Origin of the sequence: Nocardioides sp. cx-169, from assembly GCF_021083605.1 — a bacterium.
Taxonomy (GTDB): domain Bacteria; phylum Actinomycetota; class Actinomycetes; order Propionibacteriales; family Nocardioidaceae; genus Nocardioides.
This window is the reverse complement of record NZ_JAJNRO010000014.1, coordinates 12,649-35,109: the sequence shown is the minus strand read 5'-3', so window position 1 is coordinate 35,109 and position 22,461 is coordinate 12,649. Positions and strand designations below refer to the sequence as shown.

Here is a 22,461-nt window from a genome sequence, read left to right as displayed (position 1 = left end):
GCATCATGATCCCGACGTGCCTGCACAGCGCTGTGCTTCTCGGGCAGGCAGCTCACTCGCGCTTGGTGAAGGCGACCTTGCCGCCGGGCAGCTGGGTCATGTCGTAGTGGGGGCGGTGGGCCAGGGTGTGGTGACGTCGGCAGAGCAGGGCACCGTCCTCGACCGTGGTGTCGCCGCCTTGGGACCACGGCGTGAGGTGGTGGGCCTCGCACCACGCCGAGGGTCTCTCGCAGCCTTCGGCGTAGCAGCCGCCGTGCTGCACGGCCATCGCGATGCGTTGGGCCTTGGTGTGGAACCGGGCCTTGCGTCCCAGGTCGAGGACCTGGGACCGGGTGCCGAGCACGGTGGGGATGACGCCGGCCTGGCAGGCCAGCGTGCGGGCCAGAGCGGGGCTGATCCGGGTCCCGGTGTCGAGCTGGGCCGCCTTCAGCCCACCCATCAGGGTCTCCAGGGTCATCGTCACCACCACGGTGGCGTCCATTCCACCGGACTGTGGCAGCCCGTCGGTCGGGTAGCGCTGCACGTACTCGATCAGGGCGAGCCCCATGCCGTGCGGGCTGGACCCTTCACCGCCGGCCTTCGGGTTCGCGATCGCGCCGAGCTGCTTGCGGAACCGGTCCGCGACATGGGTGGGGACCTGGAACCGTCCGTAGGTGGTGCCGTGGCCGTCGTCGTGCAGCGTGAGCCGGGCCTTCTGCTCGGCACGCCGTTCTTCGACTTCGAGGGCCTTGGCCTCCTGTGCTTCGCCGACCTCGGGGGCGAGGACGTCGAGGATCCGTCTGCCCAGGATCCGCAAGGCTTTGGCGTCGTGGTGCGCGGCCTGGGCCAGCAGGTGGGCACGGGCCTCGAGGCGCACCTGAGGCTGCAGGCCCTCGGGCAGCGCGTCGACAGCCTCCACGATCACCTGGGCCTGGTCGGTGAGGATCACGCCCTTCGCCAGCGCCTCGGCGACGGTCTCATGGTGCTCCAACGCCTTGGCGAGCTTCATCTTGCTCGCGGTCTCGCGTTGGGTCTGGCGGGTGGTGTTGGCCCAGTGGACCGCGGTCGTGGTGGCGCCGGTGTCGAGGCCGACCTGGGTGGCCTCGGCGTGTGCGGCCAGGCGCAGCGTCAGCTCGTCGGCCTGAGCGCGCAGCCGGGTCGCGTCGCCCAGCGCCTGGGCGGTCTCGGTGGGGGTCATCGACCACACCGGGGTCTGGTTGAGGTCGGCGACCTGGTCACGCAGCCGCGCCACTCCGGCGGCCACGGGGTGGCTCGCGGTGGGGGTGGCGGGGCTGCTCATGGGTCTACTCAAGCACCCGCCACCCACAGTCGCGGGGTCGAGAATCCCCTTTATCAACAGGGGATCTGAGGATTCTTCGACCCTCTTCGCGTGGTGGTTTCGAGGCTCGCTTCGCTCGCACCTCGACCACCGAAGGGAGCCCTCGGTGGTCGAGGTGCGAAGGCGCCCTGGCGCCTGAGCCTCGAGACCCCGCGACCTGACCGCCCTACGTCGAGGTTGCTTCCCGACTCACCAGCAGGAGCGTGCTCTTAGAGCTGCTGGTGGAGGTCGGTGGGCTGGCGCAGTCGGATGCCGTCGACCACCAGGGCCAGGCCGAGGTCGAAGTCGGAGGCGTCGCGAGGCTCGTCGTCGATCGCGCCGGCGCTGCCGGCCTGCAGGTGCGCCTGCTCGTCGATGGCGTGGCCGAAGACGAAGTGCAGCAGGGTACGGGCGGCGGTGCGCGACAGGTCGTCCGGGAAGCCGCCGCGGGCGAGCGCGGCGAGCAGTGCGTCGTACGGCGCCGACGCGCCCAGGCCGAACGCGTGCACCGTGGCCACGAGGTCGGCGCCGTCGCGGTAGGCCAGCATGGCGTCGCGCAGCTGGGTGCACACCGCGACCACGTGCGCGTCCCACCGCCGCTCGGGCACCGACCGCTCCCCGCGCGCGAGGATCTCGTCGGCGACGGCGGCCAGCAGGCTCTGCTTGTTGGCGAAGTGGTGGTAGAGCGCGCTGGGCTGCACGCCGAGCTCGCTGCCCAGGCGGCGCATCGTCAGGTCCGAGAGCCCGTAGCGGTCGAGCACCTCGATCGCCCGCTCGACGACGTCCTGGCGGTGATAGCGCATGTAGGTCCTCTCACCTCGTTGACGTCAGCGGCGGACTCACCCTAGCCTGAACGTCGTTCACCTGACCACCGTTCAGGTGCCGATCCCGAGGACCAGGCATGAGCGTGACCGAGACCCCCGACACTCGCAGCGAGCGGCGCCCGCGACTGTCCACCACGGACCTGGCCCTGATCGCGGCGTTCGCCGCGCTCATCTCGGCCTGCGCCTACGTCGGCGCCATCCCGGTCGGCGGCGCGGGGGTGCCGATCACCCTGCAGAGCTTCGCGATCATGCTCGCCGGCTGCCTGCTCGGGCCGGTGCGCGGCTTCCTGGCGGCCGCGCTGTACCTCGGCCTCGGCGCCATCGGGCTGCCGGTCTTCGCCGAGCACTCCTCCGGCCTCGGCGTCTTCACCGGCGCCAGCGCGGGTTACCTGTGGTCCTTCCCCATCGCCGCCGCCCTCGCCGGCTTCCTGGTCAAGTACGCCGCCGGGCGCGCGCGCAAGACCCGCGCCGTGTTCGTCTTCCTGTGCTCGATCGCCGGCAGCGTCCTCGTCGTCCACCCGATGGGCATCGTCGGGATGAAGCTCTTCTTCGACGTGCCGTGGTCCGACGCGGTCGCCTACGACGCCCCGTTCTGGCTCGGCGACCTGGTCAAGACGACGCTCGTCGCGCTGATCGCCGCCGAGGTGCACCGGGCCTTCCCGCAGCTGCTCCATCCCCGCCGCTAGTCTCCGCGCCATGGCGAGGATCGAGCTGGACGGCGCGGCCGTCACGGTCGACGTCCCCGACGGCGAGCGCACCATCCTCGCCCCCACCACCCTGACGCTCACCGAGCGACGCGTCGGCGTCATCGGCGCCAACGGCTCCGGCAAGTCCACGCTGGCCCGGCTGCTCAATGGCCTGGTCTCCCCCACCGCGGGACGGGTGCTCGTCGACGGGCTGGACGTCGCGCGCCAGGGCTCCGCCGTACGCCGGCTGGTGGCGTTCGCGTTCACCGACCCCGCCGCCCAGCTGGTGATGCCGACCTGCGTCGAGGACGTCGAGCTGTCGTTGCGCAAGAAGGAGCGCCACGCGGGCCGGCGCCGCGAGCTGGCGCTGGCGGTGCTCGAGCGGTTCGGTTTGGCCGACCACGCCCACGTCAGCGTGCACGCGCTGTCCGGCGGCCAGAAGCAGCTGCTCGCGCTCGCCGGGGTCCTGGCCACCGAGCCGTCGGTGCTGGTCGCCGACGAGCCCACCACGCTCCTCGACCTGGCCAACACCCGCCGCGTCTCGGAGCTGCTGTTCGGGCTGGAGCAGCAGCTGGTGCTCGTCACCCACGACCTCGAGCTCGCCCGCCGCTGCGACCGGGTGCTCGTCGTGGACGGCGCCCGCGTCGTCTTCGACGGCGAGGCCCGCGCCGCCGTGGACCACTACGTCGCGGCGGCCGCTCCGTGAGCGGCTCGATCCTGGTCGGCGTCTACCAGCCCGGCGAGACCCTCCTACACCGCCTGCCGGTCGGCGCCAAGGTGCTCGGGCTGGGGGCGTTCAGCCTGGCCGTCGTCCTGGTCCGCGACGTGCGCGCGTCCTGGGGCTTCCTCGCGGTGGCGCTCGGGCTCGCGCTGCTGGCGCGGGTCCGGCTCGGCGTGCTGGTCCGGGCCGCGCGCGTCGTGCTGGTCTTCGCGGTGTTCGTCGCGGGGCTCCAGTGGTGGTGGTACGGCCGCGACAAGGCCGTCGAGACCCTCGTCGACCTGCTGGCGCTCGCGCTCGCGGCCGTGCTCGTCAGTGCCACGACCCCGGTCAACGCGATGCTCGACGCGCTGGTGCGCTGGATCCGGCCGCTACAACGAATCGGCGTCGACCCCGACCGGGTCGCCCTGACCTTCGCGCTCGCGATCCAGGCGCTGCCCGGCACCGTCGCGCTGGCGCTCGAGACCCGCGACGCCGCGCGCGCCCGGGGGCTAGGCCGCCATCCCCGCGCCTACCTCACGCCGTTCGTGGTCCGGGTCGTCGCCCGCGCCCACGAGACCGGCGACGCCCTCCACGCCCGCGGCATCGGCGACGACCAGCTCCTCTAGCCTTGCGCCCGTGACCGCCGAGGAGCCCGCACTGGCCGGGGACGTCTACGCCCACGTGCTGGAGACGCTCCGCCGAGGACGGCTGCGACGGGCCGCGATCCTCGCGGTGGACGTCGTCGCATCGGTGCTCTCGGCGCCCTCGGAGCTGTCGTCGGCCGGCGACGTCGTCGTACGCCGCCGCGCGGACGGGGTGGAGGTGCTGCGCGTGCCCGTCGGTCCCCCCGAGGAGGCCGCGCAGATCAGCGCCCACGTCGAGCAGCAGCTCGCCGGCATGAGCCCCGCAGAGTTCCGCGCGACCTGGGGGATCGCCTAGGAGTAGCGGTGGCTCTTGGCCGCGTGGCCGGCCTCGCGGGTGCACGTGCGCCCGCTCATGTTGCGGTGGCCGCACAGCTCCTCGCTCGCGGCCGCGGGGCCCGGGTCGGAGGCCAGGGCCTTGGCCGCCGCGGCCGCCTTGGACGGCTTCGCGTCGGGAGCCACCTTCGGCCGCGCGGCCGGCTTGGATGCCTTGGCCGCCTTCTGCGCCGCGGCGTACTTTGCCTCGCGCATCGCGCGCAGGCCGTCCATCTTGCTCATCGTCCACTCACGGGCATGAGCCTAGGCCCCGGCGCCGACATCCTCCGGCGCGGGCTGGTTCAGGAACCACCGGTGCCCGAACGGGTCCCGGAACACCGCCACCCGGCCGGCGGGCGGACTGTCCTCGGGCCCGCGGTCCAGCTCGACCCCGCCCGCGACCACCTGGCGGCAGAGCGCGTCGACATCGGTGACCGTGAGGTGCAGGGTCACCGCGGCGCCGCGCGACGGGTCGGGTGCCATGACGCCCAGCTCGACGAACTCATCCGACATCATCCAGCGCGCGCCATCGACCGCGAGCTCCACGTGGCCGGTGCGACCGTCCGGCATCACGATCGGCGGGTAGACGACCACGGCGCCCAGTGACTCGACGTACCAGTCGACGGCGATCTCGCAGTCGGACACGCAGAGGTACGGCGTCAGCTCGGTCATCGCACCAGCCTCCTACTCCGGCGCTCGGAGCGCTACCCGTGACCTGCACACAACCTTCACGAGTCGTCCGCGTCCCCGGGCCGGTCGCGCTTCTAGGCTCGCCTCATGGCCGTCACCGCACCGTTGATCCTCGTCGTCGAGGACGAGCCGGTGATCAACCAGGCCGTGACCGACCGGCTGCGCGGGTCCGGCTACGACGTCGCGCAGGCCTGGGACGGGCCGTCGGCGGTGGCGCTGTGCGCGGACACCTCGCCCGACCTGGTGGTGCTGGACGTGATGCTCCCGGGCTACGACGGCTTCGAGGTGTGCCGGCGGATCCAGGCCGCGAGGCCGGTCCCGGTGCTCATGCTCACGGCGCGCGACGACGAGGCCGACATCCTCGTCGGGCTCGGCGTCGGGGCCGACGACTACCTCACCAAGCCGTTCCGCATGCGCGAGCTCCTCGCGCGCGTGGCCGCCCTGCTGCGACGCGTCGAGCGCGCCGCCGAGCTGGCCGAGCGCTCCCCCACCAAGCTGGGCGACCTCGGCGACCTGAGCATCGACGAGGGCGCGCGCCGGGTCCGCGTGGGCGGTGAGGAGGTGCATCTGACGCCGACCGAGTTCGACCTGCTGCTGTGCCTGGCCGGCAGCGCCCGCACCGTGCTGACCCGCGAGCACCTGTACGCCGAGGTCTGGGGGTGGTCGGGCGCGTCGGGCACCCGCACGGTGGACAGCCACGTCAAGGCGCTGCGCGCCAAGATCGGCGCCCACCGCGTGCGCACGGTGCACGGCGTCGGCTACGCGCTCGAGCCCGGGGACCCGGCGTGAGCGGTCCACTGCTGGACCAGGTGACCTCGGTCAAGGTCAAGCTCGGGGTGCTCGTGGCGGTCAGCGTCACCGTGGCGGCGGTGGTCGCGGCGGCCGGCGCCGCCAGCGACGTCCCGGTCTGGCTCTACCTCCCGGTCACGGTGGCGCTGGCCCTCGGAGTCACGCAGCTGCTGGCGGTGGGCATGACCTCACCGCTGCGCGAGATGACCGCGGCGGCCCGGCGGATGGCCCGCGGCGACTACTCCGGCCGGGTCACGGCCACCTCCAGCGACGAGGTCGGCGAGCTGGCCCGCGCCTTCAACCGGATGGCGGAGGACCTGGCCGACGTGGACCGCCAGCGGCGCGAGCTGGTCGCCAACGTGAGCCACGAGCTGCGTACGCCGCTCGCCGCACTGTGCGCCGTACTCGAGAACCTCGCGGACGGCGTCGCCGAGCCCGACCCCGTCGCCCTGCGCACCGCCCTCGACCAGGCCGAGCGCCTGTCCGCGCTCGCCTCCGACCTCCTCGACCTCGCCCGCGTCGACGCTGGCGAGGCGCCGCTCGCCACCGCCCCCGTGCCGGTGCGCGACCTGCTGGAGCGGACCGTCGCCGAGTCGCGGGCGACCGGACGCGAGGTGACCTACGACGTGCAGGTCTCGCCGACCCTCAGCGTCGAGGCCGACTCGTCGCGCCTGCACCAGCTGGTCGCCAACCTGCTCGACAACGCCTCGCGGCACAGCCCGCGTGACGGCGTCGTCACCGTCAGCGCGGCCGAGACCGCCACGGGCTGGCGGCTGGAGGTGGCCGACGACGGCCCCGGCGTCCCCGCGGCCGACCGGGACCGGGTCTTCGAGCGCTTCGGGACCCTCTCGGAGGCCGAGGGCGGCGGCGGCACCGGGCTCGGGCTGGCGATCGCCCGCTGGGTCACCGACCTGCACGGCGGCTCCATCCACTTCGTCGATCCGCAGCCGCCCCGCACCGGCGCCCGGGTGCGGGTGGACCTGCCGCTCGAGCCGCGGAGGAGCACCGCCTCGGCTGTCGCTGCTTCCCCGGCCTCCCCCACTCCCCCTCCGGAGGCGCCGCCCGCGACGGCCCCGTGGCCGGTGACCGAGGCTCCCCAGCCCGCGCTGGACGTGCTGTTCGGCCGATTCTGGCCCGACGCCGTACCCGGCAACCTGCGCGCGGTGCTGGCCAGCCTCGCGGTGGGCCTGCTGGCCGCCGTCGTGCTGCCCTACCGCGACCCGGGTCTCGGCGCATTCGCGCTGCTGCTCGCGGCCGGCGGCGTGATCCTGGCCGTCAGCGTGCACCGCCGTTCGCCGTTCACGCTGGCCTGTGCGGCGCTCTGCGCGCTGCTGGCGTCGACCGTGGCCGTGCGCGACGCGGACTGGATCGTGCTGCTCTGCCTCTTCGCCGGCGGCGCGGTCTGCGTGGCCGGGGTCGTCCACGGCCGCACCCTGCCGGCGTTCGTCCTGGCCGGCATCGCCTGGCCCCTGGCCGGGCTGCGCGGCCTCCCCTGGCTCGGCCGCTCGCTGCGCGGGGTGGCCGGTCTCAGCGCGAGCGCGGCGGCGCTGCGCACCGTCGTGTGGTCGGTGCTCGCGCTGCTCGTCTTCGGGCTGCTCTTCGCCTCGGCCGACGCCGTCTTCTCCGAGTGGGTCGGCGCGCTCGTACCCGACCTGGAGCTCGAGTCGTTCGTGCTGCGGTCCTTCCTGACCGTCGCGGTGGGCGGCCTGGTCCTGGCGGCGGCGTACCTCGCCCTCAACCCGCCGCGGCTCGAGTCCCGCGGCGGACCGCCTCGCCCCGTCGCCCACCGCTACGAGTGGCTGGCGCCGGTGCTGCTGGTCGACGCCGTCTTCGTGGTGTTCCTGCTCGCGCAGGCCACCGTCGTCTTCGGCGGCCACGACTACCTCGAGCGCACCACCGGGCTCACCTACGCCGAGTACGTCCACCAGGGCTTCGGCCAGCTCACGGTCGCGACCGCCCTGACCCTGCTGGTCGTCTGGGCCGCCGCCCGCAAGGCGCCGCGCGTGACCCCCGCCGACCGCGCCTGGCTGCGCGGCGCGCTGGGCCTGCTCTGCGTGCTCACGCTGGTCGTGGTCGTCTCCGCGCTCTACCGGATGCACGTCTACCAGGAGGCCTACGGCTTCACCCGGCTGCGGCTGCTGGTCGACGTCTTCGAGGGCTGGCTCGGCCTGCTGGTGCTCGGCGTCATGGGCGCGGGCGTGACGCTGCGCGCGGCGTGGCTGCCCCGCGCCGCGCTGCTCAGCGGCGCCGGCCTCCTGCTCGCCCTGGCCGCGATCAACCCCGACGCCTGGATCGCCCGCCACAACCTGGACCGGTACGCCGAGACCGGCAAGGTCGACTGGGCCTACCTGCGCGGCCTCTCCGACGACGCGGTCCCCGTCCTTGCCGAGCTCCCCGCCGACGAGGCCGCCTGCGCGCTCGCTGGGCGCGAGCCCGCCGACGACGACTGGCTCTCCTGGAACCTCGGCCGGCACCGGGCAGCCCCGTACCTGAGCGACCCGCTGCCCCCGGACGCCCGCTGTTTCTAGGACTCCTGAGCCTTTGGGGTGAGCACATCGAGCGCGATAAAGCCCCTGGAGCTTGGGAAGCTGTTCGAGCTCTTGATCGAGATCGCGCAGTTCTCAGGTCAGGCTCGGGTGTCTCGGACGGATCAGTTATCCCTGCGTGAGCAGGAGGAGGCGGCGCGCGGCACACTGATGCACTTTTTGCAGGAGCAGTCCGGCCTCGTTGGAGCCCGCAGTCGATTGGAAAACTTGAATCTCAAGCAGTCGCCTGAAGTGCGCCAAGCAGAGATTCGCGAGACCGTGCTGGCCACGGTGAGTGCATATCGCGAGTCGCTCAGTCGAGCATTGGCGGATTGGCGCCAAGGCAAAGATGCACTCAAGATCCACGCTTCATATGGGGCCGAGGTGCCCTTCGAGGAGCAGGTCAATACGTGGCTTCGAAGACTCGCAGATATCGAGACGGCCGACCTCCAACTCGGGCTACTGGCTCACCTCGGCGAGGTAGGCGCAAATCTCCGCGATCAAGCGGAGGCGGCGGTGATGGAGGCTAGGGAAGCGTCGACGCAACTTGAGGATCAGCGGAGGCAGCTGAACGACCTTCGGGCCCAAGAAGCGAGCCGCGAACTCTCAACTCATTTCGTCAATTTGGCTAAAAGCGAGCGCCGCAAGGGCGCCATGCTGCGTGCAATTGCGGGCGCCGCAGTCGGGGTCGCTCTATGGGTGACCTGGGACTCCGGCGTGTCAACGGAACGTGGCGGGTCATGGACGGCGCTTTCCGAGCATCTGGCCCTCGCACTCCTACTTGCTGGTGGAGCCGCCTACGCTGCGAGGCTTGCATCAAGCCACTACACCTTCGGTCAATGGGCCAAGTCCCTGCAGGTTCAACTCGACTCCTTCGAGGCGTTCATCGGAGTAGTGGAAGAGCAGGCTGCACGCGATCGGATGCGGGAGGAATTTGGTCGACGCGTTCTTGGGGCGCCGCCACAGGCCACGGAGGACGCGAACCCTGGACTCACTACAGGCCAGTTGATCCAACTTCTGACCGCGGCGCGCACTCCGAAGTAGTTGGCCCGGGCCACGTATGCCGGACGGCGACACGGATGGCTGACGAACGCGGTGCGGACTGCATCATTACGCCGCGAGACGGACGCACGGACCTACTGAGAGTCGCTTTCCCGCGTCAGGACGTCGTGCGAGCCGGCTGCCGTTCATCGAGAACACTGGCCGCACCAGCGCAAGCGGTCGAAGACCAACCGTGCGTCACGACGACCACGCTACGGTCGGTGGGTGAGCGACGAACCTCCGGTGCGCGTGGCGCTAAGGGTCCATGATGTGTCCGCCGCTGCAGCCTTGTACGAAGAACTTGGCTTCGTTCAGATAGGGACAGTCCCGGATCCGAGCGGTCTCGTGCTGATGGCGATCCTGCGACGGGGACCGTTGCAGCTGCTCGTCGACGCGTTAGAGGGGATCCCGTTCCCCGAAACTGAGCGCGAGCGGCTCACGAAGGCCGGCCCTCGGGGTCTCGGCGTGGTCATCGGCGTCGAGGTGGCTGACGTCGATGAGATGGCCCGACGCTGCGAGGTCGCAGGCTGCGTGATCACGGCGGGACCTGAATCTGCTCCCTGGGGCGAGCGTTACGTGGAGGTCGAGGACCCGTACGGGTACTCCTGGAAGTTCTTCCGTGTGCTGCTTGATCCGCCCGATGACGGCTTACAAGCGGCATCGGACATGTGGTTCGGAACCGCGCCGGGCCCCTAAGGGCTTGACGCATGCCCACTGCTTCTCGAGGCATGACGACCAAGCGCGCCTGGTGTCACGGTCCCAGGTGCCGGGGCGGCCCATCGCGCTGACTTGATGTCGCGCGCCAGCCATCGGGCCTGGCCGTCGCTCGCGAGGATCGTCGGGGGTTCGACACGATCGGCGGATGCGTCTTCCGCCGCTGATGGCACGACGCGGTTGCGGGTCGACAAGACCGGTCTCCAAGACCGTGGCATCAAGCGGTGAGTTCGTACCCGGGTCGCCCGGGTGAGGTGGTGACCGAGGCGGCGCCGGGTGGGTCGGGGGCGCGGGAGCGGTGTCGGTGACCGGTGGGGGTGGTGGTCTCCACGGTGTGCCGCCCGTCCGGGGCGGCGGTGGGGGTGGCGCTCCAGCCGGGGGCCTGCTTGGCGAGGTTGCAACGCTGGCACAGCCCCTGGGTGTTGGCCGCGGTCGTCGGACCACCGTCGTCCCACGCGATGACGTGGTCGATCTCGCGGATCGGGGCACCACACCACGGGGTACGGCACAGGCCCTGGTCCCGGGTGACCACGAACTCGGCCAGGCCGGCGGGAGCGAAGCGGGCGCGGGAGTCCATCGCGACCAGCTCCCCACCGGTGGGGGCGAGGTAGAGGCGACGGATGAAGGCCCGCGCTTCGCGGGCGGCGTCGGCGACCAGGTCCCGCGCCCAGGCGGCGGGCACCGGGCCGTAGCCGGCCAGGTGTGCCGCCTCGGCCGATGTCCCGAACAGGGACCGGTCGCTCATCACGACCTTGACCTCGACCGTGGGGGTCTGCGTGGCGGGGGCGCCGGTGACCCGCTCGACCAGGGTGTCGGCCATGACCTGACCCCGGCTCCGCCCATCCCCCCGAGCCCGGGCAGCGTGGGCCGCGGTCAGGATCGTGGCGTAGACGCGCACCGCCTCCTTGACCGGAAGCAGCGCGGTGACCCAGGCCATCGTGTCCGGTGCGGGCCGGATCGAGACGTGGCGCTCGGACTCGGCGCGCCGGGCACGCTGAACGACCGCAGCAGGGTCCAACTCGGCCGCGAGCGCCTTGGTCGCGCGCTCCAGGCCGAGGTCGCTCATCGTCGCCGCCGCCTGGGCCCCGGCGCACAGGCGCTCATCGACCACACGACGATCAGCCAGGGACAGGCAGGCGGTCTCGCGGACCAGGATCGTGGCGCGCCACTCGTTGAGCCAACCCGCACGCATCAGCGCACGGGTGTGCGGCATCTCCTCGAGGGCCTTGGCCAGACCGAGCAACCGGGCACCCTTGTTGGCCGACTCGCGCCGCGCCAGCCCGATCTGCTCCGCGATGCCCTCCCCCACCCGCCGAGGGGGGACGCCGGCTGCGACCTGGGCCGCACGCTGGGACACTTCGAGGCGCACCGCGGCCGCGGCCTGCGCCGCGGACGCGGCGGACTTCAGCTCCTCCGCCGCGCGGAGCACCTCGATCAGCTCGGCGTCTGAGAGGTCGCCCGGAATCTCCGCGAGGGCGGTCTGCGCCTCCCGGAGCTGGGTGATCATCGGCTCGAACATGTGATCGATATTACGTCTTATCGCCGACACCCCCGCTGAGCTCGGCCTGGGCTGGGGAGGACGGTGGCGCGAAGGGCTGCTGTGGATGAAACCTGGCTTCCTGGACCCCAGGACCGTGGCGGAGGTGGTTTCGAGGCTCGCTTCGCTCGCACCTCAACCACCGAAACGGGACCGGGCTCGCAGCTCAACCGCCGCATACCGGCGCGCGTTCCACCTCGCGATCACCAACCACACCCCAGCACCTCCAGGCTGCGTTCGCGATCCTCACAGTCATATCGTCGCTCGCGGGCCGAGGACCTCCGAGCGGCGTGCAGTCGGAGGCATCGCCGGAGGGGTCCTGGGCACGTGTCGGCGGCCTGATGCATCCTCGTGCCATGGTCGCCGAGGACAACGTGGAGCTCATCTACCGCCACATGCGCAAGCTGGACGAGTTCGTCACGCCCGGCGCCGCCGCCAAGCGGCTGGGCTACGACCGGTCGACCCTAAGCGTCGTGTTCAGAGAGGGACGCGAGCGCGGGCGGTACGAAACCCGCGACAGCGCAAAATGGACGAACCCCATCACCGGCGGTCCGGCCACCGAGTACCGGGCCGTGCCTCGGCACTCGTCGCGACCCTGAGGGAAGTCGACGCGCGTCCTGCCTCCTTCCAACGCGAGTCGGCTAATACTCCAGACCACCTGCGTCGTACCCGGCAGGAGTCAGGATGGGTCGTCATGGAGGAGAGTTGGGGGGCCGAGAGATGCCGACAGTCGACCTGGCATACCCGTTCAAGGGACGCTGGCTGACCCAGAACAGCCCCGCGAATCGAGTGCCCAGTCATGGCACCACCCTGTTGGCTACGGCCTTCGCGATCGACCTCGTCCCTGTCAGCGAGGCTGGGCGAACGGAACCAATCACGCTGGACTCGCTTCTGCGCCCGGAGCCAGCAGAGCGGTTTCCAGGCTTCGGGCGCCCCATCCTCGCGCCCGTCCAGGGCGTGGTCGTCCGCGCGCATGACACGGCGCCCGATCACAGGGCGTTCCGTGGGCTGCCGTCCGTGGGTTATGCCATCACTCAGCGCCGCAGGATGGCAGCGGGTTGGGTGGAGCTGGCCGGCAACCACGTGATGATCGAAACGCGCGAAGGCCCGGTGGTCGCGGTCTGCCACCTGCAACGCGGCAGTGTCCAGGTGCAACTTGGTCAAAGCGTTCGGATGGGAGAACGTGCGTCAGAGCGCCGCGATTGAGGGCGCCGAGCGCGGGCGCCTGGACCGACCCTCGCCAGGCATGAGTCTGGGTCAATGGAACAGCAGCCGATGTCAGTGCGGCGCGTGACGATGCCGTTCGGCGACGACCCCAGTGCCTCACCCCCCGGTCGCGAGCGCCTGCAACGATCCGGCCTTGAAGCGGCGCACCTCCTGCGGCCAGCCGCAGCCCTCGGCCACCCTCCCCGCCCACATGCGAGCGGACTCGTCGTCGGGCACGTCCACGATGGTCAGCCCTCCGAGCCACTCCTTGGTCTCCGCGAACGGCCCGTCGGTGACGACCAGCTCGCCACTCGTGGCGTCCGCGCTCGCCGCTTCCTCGAGCTCCTCGACCAGTCCGCCGGCGTAGACCAGAACGCCTTGGTCCTGCATGTCTCGGACGACGCTGTGGACGGTTCGACGCGGCCCTCGAACCACGCCTCGTCGTGGTCGCCGACCCACTGCTGGTTGAAGTAGATGAGGTAGTGAGGCATTCCTGCTCCCCTCGTCGGGCGGACCTGATGTCCACCACTACCTACGCTACGAACAGCACGGGCCGATACGACACTCACGTGCGGGCGAGTTCTGCGTCCTTGTCCGGTTGAGAACCCCCGGATCCGCGCCGACAGCTTCGATGGCACGTCGAGGACCTCCTCACCAGTAGCGAGGATTCTCATCGCGACGCGCTGACCGATCCCGGAGCAGCCCTCGATCGCCCAGACACGGTCCGGGAACTGGCTGCCCTCGACAATTGCGTCGATCACCTGCTCCTCCGGTCCTGGGTCAATGGAGCAAGCAGCCGATGTGCGGACGTTCGCAAGTACGCTGCGGTTTTGTGAAAGCCGGGTCCTGGATCGCCGACGCCGGCGACTCCTACGATCGGGTCGCCGATCGGTATGCCGACCTCGTGCGGACTGGGCTCGAGGCCCTACCACTCGAGAAACGGCTCCTTGACCACTTCGCACACGGGGTCGTTGAGGCGGGCGGAGGGGGCGTCCCTCACACGGATCCCTGTCGCCGATGGCGCGACCGCGGGCGTCTTCTGTTGGTACGTGTTGCACCATGTCCATGACGAGGACCTTGAGGCGGCGATCCAAGAACTTGCTCGGGTGCTCGTCCCAGGTGGATCTCTCATGCTCGGCGGCCACGTCGGCGACAGCGCTTACGTCAAGACCGAGGGCTATGGCGGTCTGCCCATGCGAGTGCTCGTCGCGCGCCGCAGCCCCGAAACGTACGGGCATCTCCTGCGTGAGGCCGGGCTCGTGGTCGACGCCACCATGGCGCTCGGCCCGAACCATCCGGCATCCGCGGCCGTCTGGCTCGCACGCAAACCAGTCTGACGTCTCAGCACGACCGTCATCGCCAATGCACTGATCTGCCGCGATCCGCGCGGTCGTGCCGATGAGCCTTCAGACAGGAACCGGCCCCCTCGGCAGCGCAGTTCCCTAGGGTGGACGGCGTGGGTTCCACGGAAGCACTCGTCACCGCCGAGCAGGTTCCTGACCTCTTGCTCGCCGCGCTTCCGTCGTTGTCGGAGGAGTGGGCGGAGGTTGCCGACGACAATGCCGACTCGGGTTCTCCGGGCGGTCGTCTTGGCTACCTCGACGCGTCTTGGGTGGTTGGCCACCTCGCCGACCGCCTCGCGGCGAGCGACACGAGCGAGTTCGATGCCGCCTTCGACTACATCGAGCACCTGATCCGCTACGGAGATGCGTATGTCTCGGAACTAGGCGTGATCGGCTATCTCGAAGGAATGCAGATGCAGACCGTCACTTCGCGTGGTGTTGACCCGGAAGCGTTCCGACCTTGGCTCCGCCCGCTGTCTGCGAAGTACTGGGAAGCGATCAACAGGTTCTGGGAACTCGGCACCCCTATCCCCCACATCCAGCCCGACTAGGCCGACACGGCGTCCGCTCATGCTTGTTATGCACGTGATCCAGCAGGACATCTCGACCAGCCGTTGTGGCTGCCTGTCGCGAGGGCCGCCGCCAACGAAGCGAAGGCCAGAAGCCCACCAACAGGCACCGAGGGCGACATGCCGCTCCTCGCATTCGCCTGGCTCGACCGAGCGGCTGCCCGCCAGTCCGGCTCGGGACTGCTTCGCTACTCGTCGCCCTCGACGAAGCTGCAGTCGACTGATCCGGCGCGCTCTTCAGTAGCCACGATGATGCCGTCGCGGCGGATCTCGCACGAGATCACCGTGGTCGGGGTCGACGTCTGCGCTCCGACCCCGATGACCGTCGCTCTCGAGTCGAGAGTGAGGGTGTCTCCCGAGTCCCACGCCTTGCTCGTGCGCTCGGCGCCTTCCCTAATGATCACGTCGACGGATTCCGGTGAGTGGACCGTGATCGTGTAGACCGCGGACGGGGCCAGGACTCCCGGGCGGATCACCGCGACGATGGTGAGGGCGGGAGTGATCATCGCCAGCACGGACATCGCGAAGGCGACGACGCGGCCGGGGCGAGCGGGCGCGGATCCCCGCGCCCTGATGGCAAGAACGAGCGCGACCACACCGAGGACCACGGGCACGAACAGCACGGCCATCCGCGACCAGGACAGGAGCATCCCCATCGCGAAAAATGCGAGAGCGACAACCGAGAGCCCCACACTCGCCACACGCAGCCGCGACACCGCGACCATTGGATTTTCGCGCATCGGCTTCCCCCGTTCGAGACGCGACGAGGATAGGTGAGTTATGCCCATCGCCCCGCGGGGGGTTCGGATCACACTCGCCCACGCCTTCGGCGCGAGCTCACCCACGTACTGTCGTGCCGAGATCCGGAAACATCGTCGCTTCAAGTACCGGGCAGGTGATCAGGAACCGGTCCCCGTCCGGGCGCGTCTTCCAGTCGTGACCAGACGACGTGCCGCGACCGCCAATTCCTTGTTCTTGCGTGCGCCTCGCTCACTGCTGTGGCGATCAGACGGGGCCAGATCTAACGGGAGCTGCAGTCTCCGTAACTACCTCGTCCGGGACTGGCGTAGCCACGACCCTCCTAAGGTCATACGCGTTCACTCTGACATCCTCGTGCGGTGAACGCGCCCTGATCGGGGACTACCGGGTCACTGAGTCCGCCCGACCCGACCGGGTCGTCAAGTACGTGGTGGACGAGACGGGGGGGTGCCTTTATCGCTCAGCCTCGACCCCGTTCCCCACGGCATCGACGACGAGGAATGCGACGAGGTCGCCAATCTCCTGCCACTGACTTAAGCAAGCAGTGCGAAGTCCGCCGCCCTCGCGATCCATGCTGAACGCACTCATCTGCCCGCGATCCGAACGCCACGCAGCTGCGTCTTATCACCGCGAGTCGACTACTACTCCAGACCACCTGCGTCGTACCCGGCAGGAGCAGAATGGGTCGTCGTGGAGAAGAGTTGGGGGGCCGAGAGTTGCTGACAGTCGACCTGGCATACCCGTTCGAGGGCCGCTGGCTGACCCAGAACAGCCCCGCGAATCGAGTGCCCAGTCATGGCACCACCCTGCTCGCTACGGCGTACTCGATCGACTTCGTCCCGGTCGACGAGGCCGGGCGATCGGCACCGATCACGTGGGAGTCGCTTCTGCGCCCTGAGCCACCAGAGCGGTTTCCGGGCTTCGGGCGCCCCATCCTTGCGCCCGTCCAAGGCACGGTCGTCCGCGTGCATGACACGGCGCCCGATCACGAGGCGTTCAGGGGGCTGCCGTCCGTCGGCTATGCGATCACTCAGCGCCGCAGGTTGGCAGCGGGTTGGGTGGAGCTGGCCGGCAACCACGTGATGATCGAGACGCGCGAAGGCCCGGTGGTCGCGGTCTGCCACCTGCAACGCGGCAGTGTCCGGGTGCAACGTGGTCAAAGCGTTCGGGTGGGCGAGAGCCTCGGGCGGTGCGGCAACTCAGGCAATAGCACCGAACCCCATCTCCACCTTCAGGCCATGGACCGCTCGGACGTGTCCCACGCCTCCGCTGGTCCCCTCACCTTCGGCGGGCGCCTGCCCCGCAACGGCGAGATCATCGACGGCGGGTAGCAGCGACCCGTCGGCGGGACGCGATCGCCGTACTAGCGTGGGGCACGTGAGCTTCGAGATCGTGCCCGCCTCCCTCACCCGCTTCGACGACGTCGCCACGATGCTCGGCCCGAAGAAGCCGACGTCGTCGGTGTGCTGGTGCCTGAGCCACCGCATCGACTCGAAGACCAATCGCGAGCTGGTCGGGCCGGCGCGTGGCGAGTACGTCAGGGAGCTGTGCGGACGCCCGGTCGCACCGGGCGTGCTGGCCTACGACGGCGACGAGGTCGTCGGGTGGGCGGCTGTGGCGCCCCGCGCGGGGCTGCCCTTCGCCCGGTCGACGAAGATCCCGCACGTCGACGAGCTGCCGGTCTGGTCGCTGTTCTGCGTCCGGGTGCGGCCCGGCCATCGTGGCCAGGGCATCGCGCACACGCTCATCGACGGCGCGACGGCGTACGCGTTCGCGCAGGGGGCGCCGGTGGTGGAGGGCTATCCGGCGGACAACGGGGACCAGAAGGTCGACCTGACCATGGCCTACGTCGGCACCCGCAGGCTGTTCGAGGACGCGGGCTACACCAAGGTCGCCGACACCGACGCGGTCTCCGGCGGGTTCCCCCGCGTCGTGATGCGGCGGCCGGCCTGACCGGCTACCAGACCTCGCCGTCGCGCCAGTCGCAGGTGAGCTCGCCGTCGAGGTCGAGGTCGGACCCGCCGAGCACGTAGACCGAGCCGTCGTCCGCGGGCGTCCGGGTGATGCCGCCCGGCGCGAGCACCGACGAGGGCCCGCGCCAGAGCTGCCAGCCGCGGGACTCGTAGAGCGGGATCCCCGCCTCGGACGCCGACAGGGCCAGCACGTCGTACGCCGGGGCGAGCGACTCCAGCGCGGTCATGACCCGGTCGGCGTGCCCGCGGCGCGTGCGGTCCGGACGGGTGGCGACGCTCTCGAGGTAGCCGGTGCGCAGCGAGCGGCCGACGTGCAGCAGGCGGCGCATGACCAGCGCGCCGTGGGCAACGACCACCCCGTCCTCGACGACGAGCGCGTGCTGGCCGCCGAGCGTGTGGCCCCAGTCGTGGTCGGTGAAGTCACGGAACGCCTCGTCCAGCAGCCCGCGGACGGCGTGCAGTTCCTCGGGCGTCATCTCGGCGGTGTGGCACATGACCAGCCGGGTCACCATCGGGGCGGCCTGCGGTCCGACCAGGGCGAGGCGGCCTCGATCTGGGCGGACAGTGAGAGCAGCAGCTCCTCCTCGGCCGGCCGCGCCGCCAGCATCACGCCGACGGGGAGTCCCTCCGCCGTCCAGTGCAGGGGCAGCGAGACGGCCGGCATGCCGGTGACGTTCCACGCCGAGGTCCAGGGGGTGAACGCCTTCTGCGCCTCGAAGTCCGCGGCCGGGTCCGCGTCGTCGCGCAGCGCCCCGACCGGCAGCGGCGGGGTGGCCAGGGTCGGCGTCAGCACGGCGTCGTATGGCGCGAGTGCGTGCAGGGCGTCGGCCGCGAAGCGCCGCATCGCCCCGATCGCCAGCCCGAACTCCGGCCCGCTCACGGCCCGCCCTCGCTCGGTGAGCCACCGGGTGAGCGGGCGGAGCAGCGGCTCCTGCTCGGGCGGGACCACCGAGAGCGCGGTCAGCACCGCCCAGCAGGTCTCGAACACCGGCACGGCCTCGGGCGGCAGCGGGACGGGCACGTCGACGACCTCGTGGCCCAGCGACTCGAGCAGCCGAGAGGCGTCCTCGTAGGCCATGACGCAGGCCGGGTCCACCGGGGTGTCGGCGATGACGGGGGTGGCGAAGCGCGCGACCCGCAGGCGCCCCGGCTCACGGTCGCAGGCACTCAGGAAGGTCGAGGACGGGGACGGCGCCCACGAGGGGTCGCCGGTGCGCCGCCCGGCCAGCACGTCCAGCAGCGCCGCCGCGTCGCGCACGGTGCGCGCGATCGAGCCGGACGTGGACAGCCCGATCGGGTCGCCGTACATGGGGTAGCCCGAGATCCGGCCTCGCGACGGCTTGAGGCCGACCAGCCCGCAGCACGACGCCGGGATCCGGATCGAGCCGCCGCCGTCGGAGCCGTGCGCGAACGGCACCAGCCCGGCGGCCACGGCCGCCGCGGCACCGCCGGAGCTGCCGCCGGCCATGCGGGTGCGGTCCCACGGCGTGACGGCCGGTGGCCGGCCCTCGGGCTCGGTGTAGCAGGGCGACCCGAACTCCGGCGTGCTGGTCTTGCCCAGGCTCACCAGGCGCGCGGCCTCCATCGCCAGCGTGACGCCGTCGGAGATGTCCGGCACGAAGTCGGAGAAGGCCGCCGACCCGAACGTCGTGCGCACCCCCGCGGTCAGGTTCAGGTCCTTGATCGCGGTCGGAACGCCGTACAGCGGGCCGGCCGCCTCGCCCGGCGCCGGGAGCGAGCGCGCCCGCTCGCGCGCGAGGTCGGGGGTGAGCGTGACGAACGCGCCGACGTCGTCGAGACGGTCGGCGCGTTCGAGGTAGTGCTCGGTCAGCTCGGACGGCGTCACCGCGCCCGAGCGGACCAGCGCCCCCTGCTCGAGGGCGGTCAGGTCGTGCAGCTCGCTCACGGGTCGAACCTAGCGACCCGGAGGCCCGGCGTCAGGCAGCGGCGGTGCGGAACGCGGCGAGCGAGTCGACGACGGCCTTCAGGCGAGCCAGGATGTCGGCGTCCTCGAGGACGTCGACGTCGATCGCGGACTGCGAGTGGACGGCACCGTCGACGACGACCGCCCCGGCGACCCCGAAGGACCGGACGGCGTCCTCGTGCGCCCACTTGCCGCCGTACGGCGTCGGGGTGGCGCCGACGACGCCGAACGGCTTGCCGCTCAGCGCCGCAGCACCGTAGGGGCGCGAGAGCCAGTCGATGGCGTTGTTGAGCACGGCCGGCATGGTGCCGTTGTACTCGGGGGTGACGGCCAGCACGGCGTCGGCGCCGGCGACGAGCTCGCGCAGCGCGACCGCGGCAGCCGGCGTCTCGCTGGCGTCCAGGTCCTCGTTGTAGAACGGCAGGTCGGCCAGGCCCTCGGCGATCTCGACGGTGACGCCCTCGGGCGTCTGGTCGCGCAGCGCCTCGGCGATGCGGCGGTTGAGGGAGTCGGCGCGGAGGCTGCCGACGAGGGCGACGATGCGGGTGGGGGTCTGAGTCATGCCGCTCTAAACGGACCGTGGTCCGTTTATATTCCCCTGCTCGCACTTTCGTTCCGCCCTAGAGTGCGGGCATGGACGGGGTCCGCGCGCTGCCACTGCTCGACGGCGGCCCCGTCGAGCGCAGCGACGCCGCCCGCAACCGCGAGACCCTGCTCGCCGCCGCCCAGGAGCTCGTGCGCGAGCAGAGCGGGGTCAGCGGCGTGACCATGGACGCCGTCGCCGCCCGGGCGGGGGTCGGCAAGGGCACCGTCTACCGGCGCTTCGAGAGCCGCGAGGGCCTGATGGCCGCGCTCCTCGACCTCTCCGAGACCGACTGGCAGGCGGCCGTCATCTCCGGCCCCCCACCCCTCGGCCCCGGAGCGCCGCCACTGGAGCGGCTCCTCGCCTTCGGGCACTCCCGCATGGAGACCAACCTGCTGCACGGCGAGCTGATCCAGGCCGCCGGTCAGGCGGGCTCCCGCGCCTACGCCGCCGTGTCGTTCACCGCCATGCACGTGCGGTACCTGCTCGCCGAGATCGGGGTCGGCGGGGACGTGCCGATGCTGGCCACCGCGCTCCTCGCGCCGCTCGAGATCGTGATCCTGCAGCAGCAGATCCACATCGAGCATGTTCCCCTCGACCGGATCCAGCGCGGCTGGGACGACCTCGTACGGCGCGTGGTCTCAGGCGGTGTGGAGGCGCCGTAGCCCGTAGGTGAGCCCGTCGACGAGCGCACCCCAGGAGGCCTCGATCACGTTGTGGCCGACCCCGACGGTGACCCATGACGACGCGCCGTCGGTGGTCTCGATGAGCACCCGGGTGATCGCGTCGGTGCCGTGGCCCTGGTCGAGGATCCGCACCTTGTAGTCGATCAGCTCGAACTTCGCGACCTCCGGGAAGGCCTGCACGATCGCGGAGCGCAGCGCCGAGTCGAGGGCGTTGACCGGACCGTTGCCCTCACCGGTGACGACGTAGCGCACGCCCGCGGCCTTGAGCTTCACCGTGGCCTCCGAGACCGCCTCCTCCCCCACCTGTGCATGGGTGAGCGTCTCGGTGATCACCCGCCACGACTCGACCTCGAAGTACGACGGGCGCGCACCCTCGACCTCCTCGAGCAGCAGCAGCTCGAACGACGCGTCGGCCGCCTCGAAGGTGTAGCCACGCTGCTCGAGCTCCTTGACCCGCGCGGTCACGCGGCCCACAAGCTCACGGTCGCCGGACAGGTCGAAGCCGAGCTCCTTGCCCTTGAGCTCGATCGAGGCCCGGCCGGCCATGTCGGAGATCAGCAGCCGCATGTCGTTGCCGACGCCGACCGGGTCCATGTGCTGGTAGAGGTTCGGGTCGACCTTGATCGCGCTCGCGTGGAGGCCGGCTTTGTGCGCGAACGCCGACGTGCCGACGTACGGCTGCCGGGAGGCCGGCGGGAAGTTCGTGACCTCGGCGACCGCGTGGGCGATCCGGGTCGACTCGCGCAGCAGCCCCTGCGGAAGGACCTCGCGCTCCAGCTTGAGCTCGAGGTTGGCCACGACAGTGACCAGGTCGGCGTTGCCGGTGCGCTCGCCGTAGCCGTTGATGCAGCCCTGCACGTGGCTGGCGCCGGCGTCGACCGCGGCCAGGGTGTTGGCGACCGCGCAGCCGGTGTCGTTGTGGCAGTGGATGCCAACCCGCACGGCGGTCGACTCGATGACGTCGTGCACGACGTCGGAGACCCACGGCGGCAGCATCCCGCCGTTGGTGTCGCACAGCGCGACCACCTCGGCGCCGGCGCCGTACGCCGTGCGCAGCACCTCGAGCGCGTAGTCGCGGTTGGCGCGGTAGCCGTCGAAGAAGTGCTCGGCGTCCAGGAACACCTGCTGCCCCTCGGCCTTGAGGTGGCTGACGGTGTCGCGGATCATCTCGAGGTTCTCCTCGAGGGTGGTGCGCAGCGCCAGCTCGACGTGGCGGTCGTGCGACTTCGCGACGAGCGTGACGACGCCGGCGCCGCTGTCGCGTAGCGCGGCGACCTGCGGGTCGTCGGCGGCGCGGACGCCGGCCTTGCGCGTGGCGCCGAACGCCGTCAGCTTCGCGTGCCGCAGGTCGAGCTCCTGGCTCGCGCGGCGGAAGAACTCGGTGTCCTTGGGGTTCGCTCCCGGCCAGCCGCCCTCGATGTAGCCGACGCCCAGGCCGTCCAGCTGGCGCGCGATGGTCAGCTTGTCGGCGACGGAGAGGTTGAGCCCCTCCTGCTGCGCGCCGTCGCGCAGGGTGGTGTCGTAGACGTGGAAGGCGCCGTGCAGGTCCATCGGATCACTCTCGGGTCGGGTACGGGGGAAGCGGTTTGGGCACAAAAAAACCTCTCGGGGTACGAGAGGCGGCGCATCGGGCGAGGGGGCTCGATGCGCTAGGAAATG

Annotated in this window: 26 protein-coding genes; 15 read left to right on the top strand and 11 right to left on the bottom strand. The window is 71.0% G+C overall.

Annotated features, from left to right (window positions below; translation table 11 throughout):
* Positions 1–52: 52 nt before the first annotated feature.
* On the bottom strand, positions 53–1,279 hold the full coding sequence (locus LRP67_RS17865; RefSeq protein ID WP_231271516.1) for an HNH endonuclease signature motif containing protein: 1,227 nt from the start codon (positions 1,277–1,279) through the stop codon (positions 53–55).
* A gap of 248 nt (positions 1,280–1,527) precedes the next feature.
* Positions 1,528–2,100 carry a TetR/AcrR family transcriptional regulator C-terminal domain-containing protein gene (locus LRP67_RS17860; RefSeq protein WP_231271515.1) on the bottom strand — a complete coding sequence of 191 codons (573 nt, stop codon included), beginning with the start codon at positions 2,098–2,100 and terminating at the stop codon, positions 1,528–1,530.
* A 98-nt stretch (positions 2,101–2,198) separates the two neighbouring features.
* On the opposite strand from LRP67_RS17860, the gene LRP67_RS17855 reads away from it, so the two are divergent.
* The 4 genes from LRP67_RS17855 to LRP67_RS17840 are packed head-to-tail and all read left to right on the top strand — an operon-like array spanning position 2,199 to position 4,446.
* Positions 2,199–2,807 carry a biotin transporter BioY gene (locus LRP67_RS17855; protein WP_231271514.1) on the top strand — a complete coding sequence of 203 codons (609 nt, stop codon included), beginning with the start codon at positions 2,199–2,201 and terminating at the stop codon, positions 2,805–2,807.
* A gap of 10 nt (positions 2,808–2,817) precedes the next feature.
* On the top strand, positions 2,818–3,513 hold the full coding sequence (locus LRP67_RS17850; RefSeq protein WP_231271513.1) for an energy-coupling factor ABC transporter ATP-binding protein: 696 nt from the start codon (positions 2,818–2,820) through the stop codon (positions 3,511–3,513).
* Positions 3,510–4,133, top strand: a complete 624-nt coding sequence (locus LRP67_RS17845; RefSeq protein WP_231271512.1) for an energy-coupling factor transporter transmembrane protein EcfT — start codon at positions 3,510–3,512, stop codon at positions 4,131–4,133. The genes LRP67_RS17850 and LRP67_RS17845 overlap by 4 nt, the downstream gene beginning before the upstream one ends.
* Positions 4,134–4,143: 10 nt before the next feature.
* Complete coding sequence (locus tag LRP67_RS17840; protein WP_231271511.1) at positions 4,144–4,446, top strand: hypothetical protein; 303 nt, start codon at positions 4,144–4,146, stop codon at positions 4,444–4,446.
* On the opposite strand, the gene LRP67_RS17835 is transcribed toward LRP67_RS17840, so the two are convergent.
* Both LRP67_RS17835 and LRP67_RS17830 read right to left on the bottom strand, forming a co-directional pair.
* The gene (locus LRP67_RS17835; protein ID WP_231271510.1) at positions 4,443–4,706 is read right to left on the bottom strand and encodes a hypothetical protein; all 264 of its coding nucleotides are present in this window, start codon (positions 4,704–4,706) and stop codon (positions 4,443–4,445) included. The genes LRP67_RS17840 and LRP67_RS17835 overlap by 4 nt on opposite strands.
* A gap of 21 nt (positions 4,707–4,727) precedes the next feature.
* Positions 4,728–5,135 (bottom strand): VOC family protein, encoded by a 408-nt coding sequence (locus LRP67_RS17830; RefSeq protein ID WP_231271509.1) that lies wholly within the window; start codon positions 5,133–5,135, stop codon positions 4,728–4,730.
* A 105-nt stretch (positions 5,136–5,240) separates the two neighbouring features.
* On the opposite strand from LRP67_RS17830, the gene LRP67_RS17825 reads away from it, so the two are divergent.
* From LRP67_RS17825 to LRP67_RS17810, 4 genes are all read left to right on the top strand, one after another.
* Positions 5,241–5,942: a response regulator transcription factor gene (locus LRP67_RS17825; protein WP_231271508.1), complete on the top strand. Its 702-nt coding sequence runs from the start codon at positions 5,241–5,243 to the stop codon at positions 5,940–5,942.
* A complete protein-coding gene (locus LRP67_RS17820) occupies positions 5,939–8,470 on the top strand; it encodes a DUF4153 domain-containing protein (RefSeq protein WP_231271507.1) in 2,532 nt (843 codons plus the stop codon). The genes LRP67_RS17825 and LRP67_RS17820 overlap by 4 nt, the downstream gene beginning before the upstream one ends.
* Before the next feature lie 18 nt (positions 8,471–8,488).
* Positions 8,489–9,511 carry a hypothetical protein gene (locus tag LRP67_RS17815; RefSeq protein WP_231271506.1) on the top strand — a complete coding sequence of 341 codons (1,023 nt, stop codon included), beginning with the start codon at positions 8,489–8,491 and terminating at the stop codon, positions 9,509–9,511.
* Positions 9,512–9,733: 222 nt separating this feature from the next.
* Positions 9,734–10,204 (top strand): glyoxalase/bleomycin resistance/extradiol dioxygenase family protein, encoded by a 471-nt coding sequence (locus LRP67_RS17810; protein WP_231271505.1) that lies wholly within the window; start codon positions 9,734–9,736, stop codon positions 10,202–10,204.
* 235 nt (positions 10,205–10,439) lie between these two features.
* Here LRP67_RS17810 and LRP67_RS17805 read toward each other — a convergent pair whose 3' ends face one another.
* On the bottom strand, positions 10,440–11,741 hold the full coding sequence (locus LRP67_RS17805; RefSeq protein ID WP_231271504.1) for an HNH endonuclease signature motif containing protein: 1,302 nt from the start codon (positions 11,739–11,741) through the stop codon (positions 10,440–10,442).
* A 374-nt stretch (positions 11,742–12,115) separates the two neighbouring features.
* Between LRP67_RS17805 and LRP67_RS17800 the strand changes: the two genes are divergently transcribed.
* Positions 12,116–12,358, top strand: a complete 243-nt coding sequence (locus LRP67_RS17800; protein WP_231271503.1) for a hypothetical protein — start codon at positions 12,116–12,118, stop codon at positions 12,356–12,358.
* Positions 12,359–12,479: 121 nt separating this feature from the next.
* Complete coding sequence (locus LRP67_RS17795; protein WP_231271502.1) at positions 12,480–12,965, top strand: M23 family metallopeptidase; 486 nt, start codon at positions 12,480–12,482, stop codon at positions 12,963–12,965.
* 117 nt (positions 12,966–13,082) lie between these two features.
* Here LRP67_RS17795 and LRP67_RS17790 read toward each other — a convergent pair whose 3' ends face one another.
* The gene (locus LRP67_RS17790) at positions 13,083–13,355 is read right to left on the bottom strand and encodes a YciI family protein (protein WP_231271501.1); all 273 of its coding nucleotides are present in this window, start codon (positions 13,353–13,355) and stop codon (positions 13,083–13,085) included.
* Positions 13,356–13,858: 503 nt separating this feature from the next.
* On the opposite strand from LRP67_RS17790, the gene LRP67_RS21625 reads away from it, so the two are divergent.
* Positions 13,859–14,302 (top strand): class I SAM-dependent methyltransferase, encoded by a 444-nt coding sequence (locus LRP67_RS21625; protein WP_269211759.1) that lies wholly within the window; start codon positions 13,859–13,861, stop codon positions 14,300–14,302.
* A 119-nt stretch (positions 14,303–14,421) separates the two neighbouring features.
* A complete protein-coding gene (locus LRP67_RS17780) occupies positions 14,422–14,859 on the top strand; it encodes a hypothetical protein (protein ID WP_231271499.1) in 438 nt (145 codons plus the stop codon).
* A gap of 206 nt (positions 14,860–15,065) precedes the next feature.
* Here LRP67_RS17780 and LRP67_RS17775 read toward each other — a convergent pair whose 3' ends face one another.
* Positions 15,066–15,722 (bottom strand): hypothetical protein, encoded by a 657-nt coding sequence (locus LRP67_RS17775; RefSeq protein ID WP_231271498.1) that lies wholly within the window; start codon positions 15,720–15,722, stop codon positions 15,066–15,068.
* Between the two features lie 630 nt (positions 15,723–16,352).
* On the opposite strand from LRP67_RS17775, the gene LRP67_RS17770 reads away from it, so the two are divergent.
* Positions 16,353–16,967, top strand: a complete 615-nt coding sequence (locus tag LRP67_RS17770; RefSeq protein WP_231271497.1) for a M23 family metallopeptidase — start codon at positions 16,353–16,355, stop codon at positions 16,965–16,967.
* A 46-nt stretch (positions 16,968–17,013) separates the two neighbouring features.
* Complete coding sequence (locus tag LRP67_RS17765; protein WP_231271496.1) at positions 17,014–17,589, top strand: GNAT family N-acetyltransferase; 576 nt, start codon at positions 17,014–17,016, stop codon at positions 17,587–17,589.
* Between the two features lie 4 nt (positions 17,590–17,593).
* Here the strand turns inward: LRP67_RS17765 and LRP67_RS17760 are convergent, their stop codons facing one another.
* From LRP67_RS17760 to LRP67_RS17750, 3 genes are read right to left on the bottom strand one after another with little or no spacing between them, the layout of a single operon-like run.
* Positions 17,594–18,121, bottom strand: a complete 528-nt coding sequence (locus tag LRP67_RS17760; RefSeq protein WP_231271495.1) for a GNAT family N-acetyltransferase — start codon at positions 18,119–18,121, stop codon at positions 17,594–17,596.
* Entirely contained in the window at positions 18,115–19,515 is a 1,401-nt protein-coding gene (locus LRP67_RS17755) for an amidase (protein WP_231271494.1), read from the bottom strand. Before LRP67_RS17755 ends, LRP67_RS17760 begins: the two co-directional genes overlap by 7 nt.
* A gap of 31 nt (positions 19,516–19,546) precedes the next feature.
* Positions 19,547–20,095: an NADPH-dependent FMN reductase gene (locus tag LRP67_RS17750; protein WP_231271493.1), complete on the bottom strand. Its 549-nt coding sequence runs from the start codon at positions 20,093–20,095 to the stop codon at positions 19,547–19,549.
* Positions 20,096–20,166: 71 nt separating this feature from the next.
* On the opposite strand from LRP67_RS17750, the gene LRP67_RS17745 reads away from it, so the two are divergent.
* Positions 20,167–20,781: a TetR/AcrR family transcriptional regulator gene (locus tag LRP67_RS17745; RefSeq protein WP_231271492.1), complete on the top strand. Its 615-nt coding sequence runs from the start codon at positions 20,167–20,169 to the stop codon at positions 20,779–20,781.
* Here LRP67_RS17745 and cimA read toward each other — a convergent pair.
* On the bottom strand, positions 20,758–22,353 hold the full coding sequence (gene cimA, locus LRP67_RS17740) for a citramalate synthase (protein WP_231271491.1): 1,596 nt from the start codon (positions 22,351–22,353) through the stop codon (positions 20,758–20,760). The genes LRP67_RS17745 and cimA overlap by 24 nt on opposite strands.
* Positions 22,354–22,461: the final 108 nt, after the last annotated feature.